Here is a 13,294-nt window from a genome sequence, read left to right as displayed (position 1 = left end):
TCAAGCTACATCCTCCACATCCACGGGTGTTTCTTTGAAGTTTTTCATCCCATTAAACATAGAAGAAACCTCTCCTTCCTTCTCAATGACGTCAAACCTTACCACCATGTATACATGCACTATAACAAAGAAGACTATAAGCCAAGCAACCCAGTGATGCCACATATGAACCATAAACTCACCGCCGAGCATTGGGACAACCCAGCCAAAGACCTTCGCCCAAAAGCCGTCAGGGTCAGATAGTCCATACATGGCAAAGCCTGTGATTATCATGAAGGCTATGGCTATATAGAGGAAAAAGTAAGCAAGCCTTGCAAGGGGATTTCTCACATAGGTTCTATGCCAAGGCTTTATAAAAAGGTAGTGAAGGACCATTTCCACCACACCCTTCCAGAACTGACCCTTCCAGACCTTTGGGATAAAGAGCCTGTCTCCCTTGTGGAAAAAGGCTATAAAGAGGCGAAACAGGAAGGAAAACAAAAGCACGTAGCCTGCAGAGAAGTGAATAAGCCTTATAAAGTCCATCGTAAGGTTGTGGGCGTAGGCGTAGGTTGCTTCATGACCCGTAGAGCCTATGAAAAAGGGGTTTCCTATGTAAAGACCTGTTAAGAAGAGGACGATTATAGCCAAGAAATTTATCCAATGCCATATCCTCAAAGATGGGCTAAAGATGTAAATTCTCTTTACTGTCTCCTCTCTCATGGCTTTCCTCCTCAGTAGCATAGGGGCTGTGAGCCTTGAACCTTTATCTCAAGGATCTCTTTGCCCTCTGTGTCATAAAGGTGCGTTGAACAGGCAAGGCATGGGTCAAAGGAATGGATGCCTCTGAGGACTTCAAGGGGCTTATTGACCACCTTAAGGGGTGTGTCCTTCATGCATTCTTCAAAAGCACCCTGACCTCCCATGGGGTCTCTTGCTCCTCCGTTCCATGTGGTGGGAACCACACATTGATAGTTGGCTATCTTTCCATCCTTTATTATCACCCAGTGTCCAAGTGCACCCCTTGGTGCCTCTGTAAGTCCTATACCCTTTGTTTCTTTGGGCCAGGTGGATGGTTCCCACCTTTCTGTGTTGGCAACGGATGTATCCCCTGCCTTTATGTTATCGTAGAGCTTTTTCATAAAGTAGAGGTTTCCCGCCACCCCTACCTGTGCCTCAAGACCTCTGGTCGCAGTCCTTCCGACGGTTGTGGGAAGCCATACATGTGGGGGTAATTCAAGCACCTTAGAAACGAAGTCTATCTGCCTTACTATCATCTCATCCATCCAACTGGGTTTTATATGACCCTGCTTTACAGCCGTATAGACCACTATATACCTTGCAAGTGGTCCCACTTCGCAGGGCTTACCCTTCCACCTTGGAGACTTTATCCACGAGTATTTTCCTTTTTCATCAAGATACTTCCAATGGGTCTTGGTTCCTTCCTTTGGTCTTGTGTAGTGGGGCTCAGTTATACCGTCCCAAGGATGTAGGCCCTTGCTCTCATCGGGATACTTATACCACGAATGGGCTACATATTCTTGGATTACCTCTGGGTCCGCAAAGTCCTTTCCCACAAGGGGATAATACTTAGCCTTCTCTATACCTTCTGCGAAGTCTTCTACAACGCCGTTACAGTGATAGAGCACCTGCTCGTGATAATCTCCGTTCTTTATCCCGCTGTAAGGCTCGTCGGGAAACTCACCGTAGCCTATTACCCTTTTCTTAGCAAGCCCTCCTCCGTAGGTCTGACCCTTTTGCACATATATGTGCCCTATAGCCAAAAGGTCTACAAGGTAAAAGAGGTTCACCGCCTCCGCCTGTGTGTATAAGGCGTCTTCAACCACCGCAAGCCTTTCTACATTTATAGGTGCATTCATATCGTTAAGAGAAATAGAACACATCATACCGCCTACTATGTAGTGAGGGTGTGGGTTTTTGCCACCAAAGACTACCTGAGGGATAAACATCTCCCTTTGCACATCAAGCATGTTAAGGTAGTGGGCTACCGCCATAAGGTGAACCTCTGGTGGTAGAAGTTTGTAGTCTGGGTGGTCCCACCAGTGTGCTGCAAAGATACCAAGCTGACCGCTTTCTACAACCTTCTTTATCTTTTCTTGGAAGGCTCTGAAGTATCCGGGTGTCGCTTTTGGAAACTTCTTGGGATACGCCCTCCTTCCAATTGGGTCTGGCATAAGGTCTGCTATGGCACCATACTTTTCAAGGAGCTGGTTTTGAAGCACTGCGGTCTGCACGGGGTCAGCCTTAAGGGCTTCTACAGGAGAAACCCAATCAAGGGCGTGTAGATGATAAAAATGCACCACGTGATCATGCGCCTGCAGTGTGCCATACATGATATTCCTTATATAGTTAGCGTTTTTAGGGATTTTTATCTCAAGAGCATCTTCTACCGCCCTTACCGATGCGAGGGCATGTATAGAAGTGCAAACTCCGCATATTCTTTGGGCAAAAGCCCATGCATCCCTTGGGTCCCTGCCCTTGAGAATGAGCTCAATACCCCTCCACATGGTTCCACAGGATACCGCATCCACCACCTTACCGGACTTTTCATCCACTATAAGCTCAATCCTGAGATGTCCCTCAATCCTTGTTACTGGGTCAACTACAACCCTTGCCATGATTATTCACCTCCTTTTTTGTTAGGTTTTGACCTCAGCTTTGATATAACGCCATGGGCTACCGCACCAGCCGCCGCTGCAGCCGCAACCGCCATACCCACCTTGTCTGCATTTGCCTCCACATTGGGGACTGGTATGGTGGTAAGCCTTTGGTAGAAGGGTCCATTGTCCCAGAATTTGTCCTCCGAACAGCCTATACAACCATGACCTGCCTGTATAGGATAGGAAAGCCCGTTATACCAACGAATGTTTCCGCAGGAGTTGTAGGTAGTCGGACCCCTACAACCCACCTTATAAAGGCACCATCCCTTCTTTGCACCCTCGTCGTCAAACCTTTCTACAAACTGACCCGCGTTGAAAAAGGCTCTTCTGTAGCATGTATCGTGAATTCTGTTGCCATAAAACTGCTTTGGTCTTCCTTGAGAGTCAAGGGGAGGAAGGGCATCAAAGAGAACAAGGTGCATTATAACTCCCGTCATGACCTCCGCTATTGGTGGACAACCAGGAACTTTTATTATGGGCTTGTCCTTTATAACCTTATCTATAGGAACTGCAGTGGTTGGGTTTGGCTTTGCGGCCTGCACGCATCCCCAACTGGCACAAGAACCCCAAGCTATAACCGCCTTTGCACCTTCTGCGGACTCCTTGAGGTGCTTCAAAAATGGCTCGCCGTTAACAATACAATACATACCATCCTCGCCAAGGGGTGGGTTCCCTTCCACTGCTAAGATGTAATTGCCCCAGTATTTCTTGATGATCTCTTTTCTATGTTTTTCTAAATCTTCCCCTGCAGCTGCTGAGAGGGTATCGTCGTATTCAAGCGATATCATGGTTAGCACCACATCGGAGGCAAGAGGAGTTGCAGACCTTATAAAGGACTCTGAACAGCAAGTGCACTCAAGACCATGTATCCAGATAACGGGAATCCTGGGCTTTGTCTCTAAGGCTCTAACCACCTCAGGAATCATGGAAGGTGAAAGCCCCATAATCCCTGTTATGGTGGTGGCAAACTTTAAAAAGTCCCGCCTATTGACGCCATGTCGCTTAAAGGTTTCCCAGAAGGTCTCCATATTACACCTCCTAACTGAATATTCATTCAAAAGTATATTTTCAATCATATTCACTGTCAACTAAAATTTCCTTATGAACCTTATAAGCAAGGCTAATTTTTATTACTTTTTAGAAAAGGGTAATAATCCATGCAGGGGAGATTTAAAAGCCTATATTATGAATGAACATTCAGGAGGTAGACATGTGTCTTGCTGTGCCTTCAAAGGTCGTTGAGATAAGGGAAGATAATACTGCGGTGGTAGAAACCTTTGGAGCAAAAAGGCTTGTATCCCTTGAGCTTCTTCAGGATGAGGTAGCCATTGGAGATTGGGTTCTTGTTCATGTGGGTTTTGCCATCCAGAAGTTAGAGGAAGACTACGCCCTTGAAAGCCTCAAGCTCTTTGAGCAGATTCTGGAGGAGGAAGATGAGGCTTACAGTTAGCTTTAGAGAGGCGGATGCTATAAAAAGGCTTGAGAGAGCCATAAAGGCATCTGTGGAAAGGCTGGGCAAGGTCATAAGGATAATGGAGTTTTGCGGAGGACACACTCATACCATACTAAAGCACGGCGTAGACCAGCTCCTTGAGGGTTATGTTCGTTTTGTTCACGGTCCGGGTTGTCCCGTGTGTGTCCTGCCTATGCAGAGGGTTGACCTTGCCCTTGAGTTGGCAAGCCAAGAAAAGGTTATACTTTGCACCTATGGAGATGTGCTGAGAGTCCCAGGCTCAAACAGGAAAAGCCTCCTTGACCTGAGGGCGGAGGGAAGGGATGTTAGAATGCTCTATTCGTGCCTTGACACCATAAAGATAGCCCAAGAAAACCCGACAAAGGAAGTGGTCTTTTTTGCCATAGGCTTTGAAACCACCACTCCACAAACCGCAGTGCTTATAAAAAAGGCTAAGGAGATGGGAATAAGAAACCTCTCTGTGGTTTCAAACCACGTTATCACACCTGCAGCAATACAGCATATTCTCAACGCACCAGAAGTTAGAGAGTATGGAAAAGTGGAAATAGACGCCTTTATAGGTCCTGGGCATGTGAGCGTCATAATAGGGACTAAGCCTTACGAATACTTCGCGGAGGAGTTTTTAAAGCCTGTGGTGATTTCTGGCTTTGAGCCTCTTGACCTTATGCAAGCGGTCTATATGATAGTTAGACAGATATCTGAGAAAAAGGCTCTGGTAGAAAACCAGTATGCGAGGGCGGTAAGTAGAGAAGGAAACCTCAAGGCTCAGAGACTGGTTGCTGAAGTTTTTGAGCTAAGAAAGGAATTTGAATGGCGTGGTCTTGGCATTATACCTTACAGCTCTCTTAAGATAAATTCAAGGTTTGCGGACTTTGACGCCGAAAGAAGGTTTTCAATCAGCCTGCCAAGACCAAAGGAGCATCCAGCTTGTATATGCGGTAAGATTATAAGAGGTGTTGCACAGCCTAAGGATTGCAAGCTCTTTGCCAGTGTCTGCACGCCATCAAACCCGATAGGCTCCTGCATGGTCTCCTCTGAAGGTGCCTGTAATGCCTACTATAAATATAGGTGGCAGGGATGAGGGTTCTTATGTTCTGCCATAGGTTCAATTCCCTTTCCCAGAGGTTCTATTGCGAGCTTTCTGAAGCTGGTCATGAAGTCTCTATAGAGCTGGATGTTCACCCAAACCTTATGGTGGAAGCGGTAAGCATCTTCAAGCCTGACCTAATTATAGCACCCTTCTTAAAGAGAAAGATACCAAGAGCTATCTGGGAAAATTACATAACCTTGGTTGTCCATCCCGGACCTCCAGGCGACAGGGGTCCCAATGCCCTTGACTGGGCTATCCTTGAAGAGGAAAAGGAATGGGGTGTATGTATGCTTTCCGCTGTGGAGGAATACGATGCGGGAGATGTATGGGCATACAGAACCTTTCCCATGCGAAGGGCAAAAAAGTCAAGCATATACAGGAGAGAGGTAACTGAAGGTGCTGTTGAGTGCTTGTGGGAAGTAATGGAAAGCCTTGAAAGGGGAAGGGTGGAAGTAAAACCGCAAGAAAATGGACGCTTTAGACCCACTGTGGATAAGAGGCTAAGGGCTATTAACTGGCAGACAGACCGCACAGAGGATGTGCTTAAAAAGGTCTACTCAGGCGATGGTCAGCCCGGTGCACTCGCCTCTATAGGGGGAAAAGAATACTATCTCTTTAATGCCTTTCCTGAAGGATATCTCAGGGGTAAACCGGGTGAATTGATAGCTAAAAGGGACGAGGCGGTGTGTATAGCGACTACGGACGGTGCTGTTTGGATAGGTCATCTCAGGGAAAAGGGAAGATATGGAATAAAGCTACCAGCAGTAAGAGTTTTACCCGAGGTCTTAATTGAAGGTTTAAGAGAAGAGCCTCTAAAACCTTGGGAGACGGTAGACTTTCCCACTTACAGAGAGATAGTTTACACAGAACACAAAAACATAGCATACATAGACTTTGAGTTCTACAATGGAGCCATGTCTACCCAGCAGTGTGAAAGACTGCTTGATGTTATAAAATACGCAAAGAAAAGACCCGTAAAAGCTATAGTCCTTCTTGGTGGTGAGGATTTCTTTTCCAACGGCATGAACCTAAATACCATAGAAGCGTCCGAAAGCCCAGCGGATGAGTCTTGGAGAAACATAAACGCCATAGATGACCTATGCGAAGAGATACTTACAACACTTGATAAGTTAACTGTGGCAGGCATAAGAGGCAATGCAGGAGCTGGCGGTGTTTTCTTTGCCCTTTGTTGCGACCTTGTTTTTGCGAGAAAAGGAGTGGTGCTTAACCCACACTACAAGAATATAGGAAACCTTTATGGCTCTGAGTTCTGGACCTACACACTTCCCAAAAGAGTAGGCTGGGAAAAGGGAAAGGAAATAATGGAAAACCGAATGCCCATAAGCTCTGAAAAGGCTTTCAGGCTTGGATTGATAGACGGAGTTTTAGGTAATTCTCCTGAGGACTTTCTGGAAAAAATCAAAGCCTTCCTACAAGACTTTGTAGACTCGGCGGAGTTTGAGAACTTTATAATGAGAAAAAAAGAAGAAAGGCTCAAAGACTGGAGCAAAAAACCCTTAAGGTCTTACAGAGAAGAGGAGCTTGAAAATATGAGGCTTAACTTCTACGGCTTTGATACAAGCTATCACATAGCTCGCTACTATTTTGTTAGAAGGTTTTTACCCTTCAGGACACCACCTTACCTGGCCCTCCATAGAAGGTTAAGCCCTTAACGCCCTCCATATGTTCTCCGAGACCTCTTCTATGTAATCCATTAGATGCTTATCAAGAAGCCCTTCTTTATGGAGAAAGACCATACCACCAAGAGTTCCCATTATGATAGTAAATGCTGGATAAAAGCTCTGATTTCTAAACTCTCCCTTTTCTATCCCATCGCTTAGGAAAACCATAACCTCCGTTATCACACTTGCAACGCAGGCAAAACCCTCACATCCATCGCTGAAAACTTCTCTGTTTACCAGATAAACTCTAAGGAAGTAGCTTATAAGCTCAGGCTCTTCAATGGCTATCTCAAAAAAACTCCTAACAAACATCCTTACCTTCTCATGCATGTTAACTTCCATCTCGTTTATTTTCCTGAGCTTCTCACCCACCCAATCAGAGACGGTCATCATTATTTCCTTTGCCAGCTCCTCCTTAGATTCAAAGTAGTTGTAGAGGTTTCCAACGCTCATGCCCACTGCTTGTGCTATATCCGGCATGGTGGTGTTATAGTATCCCTTTTCGGAAAACAACCTGCAAGCGGTCCTGATTATCTCAAGCCTTTTTCTTTCCTTAATGCCTTGCCTTTTCATCTTTAATAAAATCTTAACATCTTCAAGTTCAGGGTTTACCATTTATAACCTCGTAATAGGGCATCCTGCCTTCCACCTTCACCACATTTTTACGAAGAAACTCCTTGAGCCTCTCCACAAAACTGTCAAAGAAACCCTCTTTGTCATACAAAATGATAAACTTACAATCCCATAGAAACCATAAGGATTCTCTTAGTTGTTCCTTCTTAAGGATTATGGGGTTTACCCTTTTTACTTCCTCAAGGCATTCAAACAAACGCACATACTCTTCCCTTTTACTCTTAAAGTCTCCAAGGATAACAAGTAGGTCAATGTCTGACTCTGGAGAAAAGGTCTCTTTTGCTACAGAACCAAAAACCACAAGGGAAAGGAGATTTTCACCAAAACACTTAGGGAGATTCTCTCCTATCTTCTTCAAGGCTAAGTAATAAGCCTCTTTATAGCCTATCATCTTAATAAAATCTTAACATCCAAGAAGTAGAATAAAAGTCATGAAGATAGGTTTTATATGCACTGGCAACTCAGCGAGAAGTCAGATGGCGGAAGGTTTTGCAAGAAGACTGGCGGGAATCTTAAAAATCAACATTCAAGTATACTCCGCTGGCTCAAAGCCTGCAAAGGAAATAAACCCCCTTGCCATAGAGGTAATGAAGGAAAAGGGCATAGACATAACCTCTCAAAGACCCAAAGGGCTTGAAGCCATACCCTATGGAGAGCTTGACCTTGTTATAACCCTCTGCGATAGTGCAAAACAAACATGCCCTGTATTACCCGGCTCTAAAATGGTTCATTGGGACCTTCCAGACCCAGCAAGTTTTGAGGGAACAATAGAAGAAAAACTTGAATTTTTTAGAAAGGTTAGGGACGAAATAGAGGAGAGGGTCTGGGACCTTCTGCAAAGCTTACAACTCAGGAAGGTAAACTCTGCTTAGCTTAGAGAGTTTTACGCCTCTTAGACCACCTATTTGGTTTGCAAGGCTCTCAAGTTCCTCAGCCATACCCCTTAAGACTATTACCTCAAGGCAGTTATGATGGTCAAGGTGAAGATGAGTGGAGCAGAGAACATTAACATGATGCTTGTGTTGAAGGTCAAGAAGCCTGTAAACTAACTCTTTGTCGTGATGGTCGTATATTATGCTCAGGACACCGATAACTTCTTGGTTTTCTTCCCATTTTTCTTGGGATAGTAGGTCTCTTATGAGGTCTCTAACGAGCTCGGACCTTGACGCATAACCCCTCCTTATCACTCTTTTGTCAAGCTCCTCAAGAAGGCCCTCATGCAAAGATACACAAAATCTTACACTCTTTTCCATTTTCTAAAATTTTATCAAAGGCTGTGAAGATGCCAGTCTCCAGTGCTCCTGTGCTTATGCCTATGCAAAAGACCTGCCCTTATGAGGTTCTCCTTATCTTTGAAAAACTCTTCTATCTTACCATCGTAGACTAAAGTATGCTCCTCTCCCAAGACTAACAATCTACTGCCCAATTCATTTGCAAGGCTTAGGTTATGCGTGGAAACCACCGTGGTGCAAGAGAGCTCCCAAAGAAGGTCTACAAACCATCCTGTTGTTTTTGGGTCAAGATGTGCGGTAGGCTCATCAAGAAGAAGAACCTTTGGCTCAAGCACAAGAAGGCAAGCAAGGCACAGCTTTTGTTTTATACCAGTGCTCAGCTCAAAGGGTGGTCTTTGCAAGTAGGGAGTAAGTCCAAACTTCTCCGCCCAGTATAGAACCTTGTCCCTTATAACCTTTTCCTCCAACCCCAGCTGTCTCAGAGAAAAGGCAAGCTCATCATAAACTGTAGGATTAAATATCATAACCTCTGGGTTTTGAAAGAGAAGAACCACTTCCCTTCTGAAGGTTCTTCTAAAATCCCTTTCTTTTAGCCTCTTTTCTTCAACCCTTTTGCCACGATAAAGGTATGAACCCTTTTGTGGAAAGATTAAGGCGTTTAGGATTTTAAGAAGTGTGCTCTTGCCAGAGCCGTTTATACCAAGCAGAACTACCCTTTCTCCTTCTTCTATCTTCAGGCTTATGCCTCTTAGAGCTGTGTAGTTTTCATAGTAGTAGTAAACATCTATAAGTTCAATCAATATAAAACCCCCTTGATTTCATAGCTTTTGCCACTTCTTCAGAATCCCTAAGAGCCCTATCAAAGAAGTAAAGCCCTATACCTCCAGAGAAGTTTATCATATCCCTTCTTTGTGGACCCTCTGGGCTTCTGCTCCTTAAGGAATCCTTAAACTCAGAAAAAACCCTTCTGTAAAGGAGTATATGGCTTGACGTGAGGACAAGAAGCTGTGAAAGGGTTTTTGAAAAGCCAAATGCCAAGTAGAGGTTTATATTTCTCAAAACAAGAAGAGTAAGAAGCGTAAGGTTAAGCACGCGTAAGGTAAGGAGAAGAGCATAGGAATAGTGTCCAGTCCAGAGGGCATAGGGCGTTGATATAAAAAAGGCAGTAAAAAGGGCAAAGAGAGGAGGTCTAATAGCCCTTCTGAAATTACCCCTCAGGGATATTGCGTTAGCAAGAAGAAGAAGAAAAAGGAATAAGAGCAAGTATTTTATAGAAGAGAGAGAAGCCAAAAGAACAAGTGCCAGCATGTAAAGCAACAGGAGAAATCTATCCTTCAAAACCCCTCCTCCTTACAAAGCTCACTATCGCTTGAGTTAAAAGTCCCTCCACAAGGGCAACTGGTATATGGGAAGTTAAAAGAAGAGGAATTGTAATGCTGAGAGGATAGGGGAAATAAAGAGCTTTTCCGTCCACATCTGTGAAAAGATAGGGATGTATACCAAGAACAACAGACATAAAAAGGGCGGACGCAAGGGTGGATATAAAGCCAGAGAGGAAAGTAGCATACTTTCTTTTTGTTAAAAGGCTATAAACCCCATAGGCACAAAAGCTCCCTACAAAGCCAATGGCGAGGGCGTTCACCGAGTATGTGGTTATCCCTCCATGACCTAATAATACCGCCTGAAGTAAGAAAACGAGACACATACACAGATAGGCTGTCCATGGACCAAAAAGTATAGAAAGGGGTGCAAAACCCATCCCATGCACGGATGTGCCACCGGGAAGTGGCAAAGAAAGGGAGCTGAGGACAAAGGCATAGGCGGAAAGGGTTGCCAAGTAGGGAATGCTTCTCTCATTTAGGTTTTCCTTAAACCTTTTAAAACCATAGAGGGCAAGACCTATAACCAGTCCATACGCTGGCAAAAAAACCTGAGGTGCAATAAATCCATCCGGGACATGCATGGCTAAAACATGAGAGAAAAGGTCATGATGAGCCTATATTTTTCCTTGCCTTCCGCACCCTGCTGTTGGCTCTGCTGGTTTAGGTCTTTCCATAGGGGGAACTTCACACCAGCTCCAAGGGAAGCCCTTTTGTAATACATCCTTCCACCAAGAACTCCGTAGAGTATATCGCCACCAGAGTCATTCAACTTAAGACCATTTTCCTTATCTTTCTGAAGGTGAAGGTAATTAAGCTCCGTAAGAAGGTCAAACCTCAGAGACCTTTGCACATCCTTGAAAACTCTATAACTCAGGGCGGTGTTTACCCTTACCTCATCACCAAACTTATACTTGTCCCCTGTGTTGTATTTATGCTCAAAAAACTTCAGATAGCTTGTGTCAAGGGTAAAGGTAAGCTCAGGGAGATTTACAAACTGCTTTGTGGCTGTGAAGCCTGCTGTTAAAGTGGGCTTTCCAAAGCCCAAAGCCATATCTGGTGCAAACTCTCCTTGATAGCCTTTCTTGTTAGCGTTGCCAGTGGGTAGGCTAATGCCACCATAAAGGGTAAAGTGCCAGTCCATCATATCCTCAAGGCTTTCCTTCTTTGGAAGTAGCCTAAGACCTCTGTCATATTTAAAGCCAAGAACTGCCATCAAAGAGACATCCGCAAAACCTCTACTGGTAAAGCTCTTTTCACCACCATCCCTTAGCTCCTTCTTTACATTGTAGGGAACAAAAAGATACAGAGAAAGCCAAGGCTTAAAACCGTATCCAACTCCGAACATCCAAAAGTCTGACCTGTCCTTTTGGTCTGGAAATTCCGAAAAGCTGTATTTTTTCCACTTTACGCTGTCTAACTTGGTATAAAAGAGCCATGAACCTTCTGGTAGTGTGGCGGAGCTTGAGCTTTCAAGGGGTGCACCGGGTCCTTCAAGACCGACCGCACCAAGAGAGGCGACACCATGATGGGCAAAGGTTAAGCCCGAAAGGGTTAGTAATGCAAAGGTTAACCTTCTCATCTTTTCCACCTCCTTGAAAACAGGCTAATAAGACCAAAGATGCCGAGAAGATAGCCAAGACCAGAAAGAACCCTTTGATAGCTTTCAAACTTGCTGCGTTTTTTTTCCACCTTGCCAGCCTTTAGATTGAGCCTGAGCTCTGCACCATGCCCATCCTGAGAGCGTATCCTCAAAAACCAAAGACCGTCTCTGTCAGGGCAGAAAACTACTCTCCCAAGGGCATCACTTCTGCCCTTTTGAAAGGGAGCTTTCTCGCCCTCTCTGTAAACCTCGTATTCCTCGTAGGAAAAGGCACTTCCATCTTGGAAGTAAAAATGCACAAGGGTGCAGTTGCCTTCCTGACGGACCTCCTCTAAAAGCTCATGAGAAAAGGAAAGGGAAACTAAAAGAAAAATCAAAATCACGATCATCTCTCCACCTCAAATATCAGATAAAAGGTCTTAAGCACATAATCTGCCTTTCCAGTGCTATCCTTTTCCCTTACAGTGACCCCCACTAATTGAATACCTTTTTCTCTAACCCTTAGGTTTATCCTTCCCTCTTCGTCTGTAGAGCCAACTATCCTGCGATTGTGGTATACAGGTGCATCTCTAAGGGGCTTTCCTTTGTAATAAGCTATAACCGTAAACTTCTCACCAACCCTTAGGCTTGAAGGGCTTTCTACAGGGATAATTTCCAGATCATTGCTTAGAGGCTCTCTTCTTGGTTTCCATGCATTTATCCTTCTTGCAATTTCCACAGAATACCAGCTCTCTATTGGGTTTTTTACCTGGTCCTTCGGTAGGTTTTTAAGACCATCAGGCGTCTTTGTCCAATAGCCAGAAGAGAAAACCGCTTGAACCATATGGCAACTACCCCTTAGTTTGAGAGGATAGCTCTTTATAAGCTCAGCCTTGAGCCTATTACCCTCCGCATCCAAACACTCAAAGCTAAGAACCTGCTCTGGCAAGTATCTGACCGTAGCCTCTTCTCCTCTATTTGGTTTTATATGCCCGTATAGAAGGATAAAAAGGTTTCCCTCCTTTTCAATCCACAGCTCATGAGCTTGAGCTGTATAGAGCAGTAAGATTAGCAACAATAAGAGCACGCACTCCTCCGTATTACTTTTTTCTATAAAGTAATATAAACGAATTTTCATTAGTTGTCAAGCACAATTGTATGTTATGTCTTCCTAAATAACTTCAAACCTTACCCAAGAAGATTGCGTGCGAGCATGAGCAAATCTTACCTCGCCCACACTTTATGCGATTAGACGCTAATACCTTATAGGATTGTGTATTGTAACGAGTTTTGTACCATCGGGAAATGTGCCTTCTACCTGAACCATATCTATCATCTCAGGCACACCATCCATAACGTCTTCTCTTGTAAGTATCTTAGTTCCCATATCCATTAGTTCAGCTACAGTCTTACCTTCCCTAATGCCCTCAAGTATTTCTGCTGTTATAATTGCAACCGCTTCAACGTAGTTTAACTTTAAACCTCTCTCACGCCTTTTCTTAGCTATATCTGCTGCAACGTAGATAAACATTTTTTCAATTTCTCTCTGAGTTAAACGCATA

The 13,294-nt window shown here is 44.4% G+C and carries 17 protein-coding genes; 4 read left to right on the top strand and 13 right to left on the bottom strand.

The genetic code is table 11. From position 1 onward, the window contains the following. From cybH to IAE16_RS05585, 3 genes are read right to left on the bottom strand one after another with little or no spacing between them, the layout of a single operon-like run. The gene (cybH, locus tag IAE16_RS05595; protein ID WP_323699764.1) at positions 1-702 is read right to left on the bottom strand and encodes a Ni/Fe-hydrogenase, b-type cytochrome subunit; all 702 of its coding nucleotides are present in this window, start codon (positions 700-702) and stop codon (positions 1-3) included. 11 nt (positions 703-713) lie between these two features. Continuing rightward, positions 714-2,618 (bottom strand): nickel-dependent hydrogenase large subunit, encoded by a 1,905-nt coding sequence (locus IAE16_RS05590; RefSeq protein WP_323699763.1) that lies wholly within the window; start codon positions 2,616-2,618, stop codon positions 714-716. Positions 2,619-2,620: 2 nt separating this feature from the next. After that, positions 2,621-3,688: a hydrogenase small subunit gene (locus IAE16_RS05585; RefSeq protein WP_323699761.1), complete on the bottom strand. Its 1,068-nt coding sequence runs from the start codon at positions 3,686-3,688 to the stop codon at positions 2,621-2,623. 161 nt (positions 3,689-3,849) lie between these two features. Here IAE16_RS05585 and IAE16_RS05580 point away from each other — a divergent pair, with 161 nt between their 5' ends. The 3 genes from IAE16_RS05580 to IAE16_RS05570 are packed head-to-tail and all read left to right on the top strand — an operon-like array spanning position 3,850 to position 6,897. Then, positions 3,850-4,110 (top strand): HypC/HybG/HupF family hydrogenase formation chaperone, encoded by a 261-nt coding sequence (locus IAE16_RS05580; RefSeq protein WP_323699760.1) that lies wholly within the window; start codon positions 3,850-3,852, stop codon positions 4,108-4,110. Further along, entirely contained in the window at positions 4,094-5,215 is a 1,122-nt protein-coding gene (gene hypD, locus IAE16_RS05575; RefSeq protein ID WP_323699759.1) for a hydrogenase formation protein HypD, read from the top strand. Before IAE16_RS05580 ends, hypD begins: the two co-directional genes overlap by 17 nt. After that, positions 5,212-6,897 (top strand): hydrogenase maturation protein, encoded by a 1,686-nt coding sequence (locus IAE16_RS05570; protein ID WP_323699758.1) that lies wholly within the window; start codon positions 5,212-5,214, stop codon positions 6,895-6,897. The genes hypD and IAE16_RS05570 overlap by 4 nt, the downstream gene beginning before the upstream one ends. Here IAE16_RS05570 and IAE16_RS05565 read toward each other — a convergent pair. Beyond that, a complete protein-coding gene (locus IAE16_RS05565) occupies positions 6,886-7,521 on the bottom strand; it encodes a TetR/AcrR family transcriptional regulator (RefSeq protein WP_323699757.1) in 636 nt (211 codons plus the stop codon). The genes IAE16_RS05570 and IAE16_RS05565 overlap by 12 nt on opposite strands. Continuing rightward, on the bottom strand, positions 7,508-7,930 hold the full coding sequence (locus tag IAE16_RS05560) for a nucleotidyltransferase domain-containing protein (protein ID WP_323699756.1): 423 nt from the start codon (positions 7,928-7,930) through the stop codon (positions 7,508-7,510). The genes IAE16_RS05565 and IAE16_RS05560 overlap by 14 nt, the downstream gene beginning before the upstream one ends. Before the next feature lie 40 nt (positions 7,931-7,970). Here IAE16_RS05560 and IAE16_RS05555 point away from each other — a divergent pair, with 40 nt between their 5' ends. Continuing rightward, complete coding sequence (locus tag IAE16_RS05555; protein ID WP_323699755.1) at positions 7,971-8,411, top strand: arsenate reductase ArsC; 441 nt, start codon at positions 7,971-7,973, stop codon at positions 8,409-8,411. Here IAE16_RS05555 and nikR read toward each other — a convergent pair. The 8 genes from nikR to IAE16_RS05515 all read right to left on the bottom strand — a co-directional run bounded on the left by nikR (position 8,382) and on the right by IAE16_RS05515 (position 13,293). Further along, entirely contained in the window at positions 8,382-8,792 is a 411-nt protein-coding gene (nikR, locus tag IAE16_RS05550; protein ID WP_323699754.1) for a nickel-responsive transcriptional regulator NikR, read from the bottom strand. The genes IAE16_RS05555 and nikR overlap by 30 nt on opposite strands. Before the next feature lie 14 nt (positions 8,793-8,806). Further along, positions 8,807-9,571, bottom strand: coding sequence for an energy-coupling factor ABC transporter ATP-binding protein (locus IAE16_RS05545; RefSeq protein WP_323699753.1), 765 nt, complete (start codon positions 9,569-9,571; stop codon positions 8,807-8,809). Next, on the bottom strand, positions 9,564-10,109 hold the full coding sequence (locus IAE16_RS05540) for a hypothetical protein (protein WP_323699752.1): 546 nt from the start codon (positions 10,107-10,109) through the stop codon (positions 9,564-9,566). Before IAE16_RS05540 ends, IAE16_RS05545 begins: the two co-directional genes overlap by 8 nt. After that, positions 10,099-10,734: an energy-coupling factor ABC transporter permease gene (locus IAE16_RS05535; protein ID WP_323699751.1), complete on the bottom strand. Its 636-nt coding sequence runs from the start codon at positions 10,732-10,734 to the stop codon at positions 10,099-10,101. The genes IAE16_RS05540 and IAE16_RS05535 overlap by 11 nt, the downstream gene beginning before the upstream one ends. 2 nt (positions 10,735-10,736) lie before the next feature. Continuing rightward, positions 10,737-11,732, bottom strand: a complete 996-nt coding sequence (locus tag IAE16_RS05530) for a transporter (protein ID WP_323699750.1) — start codon at positions 11,730-11,732, stop codon at positions 10,737-10,739. Beyond that, positions 11,729-12,142, bottom strand: coding sequence for a hypothetical protein (locus tag IAE16_RS05525; protein ID WP_323699748.1), 414 nt, complete (start codon positions 12,140-12,142; stop codon positions 11,729-11,731). The genes IAE16_RS05530 and IAE16_RS05525 overlap by 4 nt, the downstream gene beginning before the upstream one ends. Continuing rightward, positions 12,139-12,819, bottom strand: a complete 681-nt coding sequence (locus IAE16_RS05520) for a DUF4198 domain-containing protein (RefSeq protein WP_323699747.1) — start codon at positions 12,817-12,819, stop codon at positions 12,139-12,141. Before IAE16_RS05520 ends, IAE16_RS05525 begins: the two co-directional genes overlap by 4 nt. A gap of 168 nt (positions 12,820-12,987) precedes the next feature. Then, positions 12,988-13,293 (bottom strand): urease subunit gamma, encoded by a 306-nt coding sequence (locus IAE16_RS05515; RefSeq protein WP_323699746.1) that lies wholly within the window; start codon positions 13,291-13,293, stop codon positions 12,988-12,990. Position 13,294 lies beyond the last annotated feature (1 nt).

The sequence above is a fragment of the Hydrogenobacter sp. T-2 genome, from assembly GCF_033971325.1.
In the GTDB taxonomy this organism is placed as follows: Bacteria; Aquificota; Aquificia; order Aquificales; family Aquificaceae; genus Pampinifervens; species Pampinifervens diazotrophicum.
Note: the sequence above shows the minus strand (reverse complement) of the source record. Positions and strands in the feature narration are given on the sequence as shown.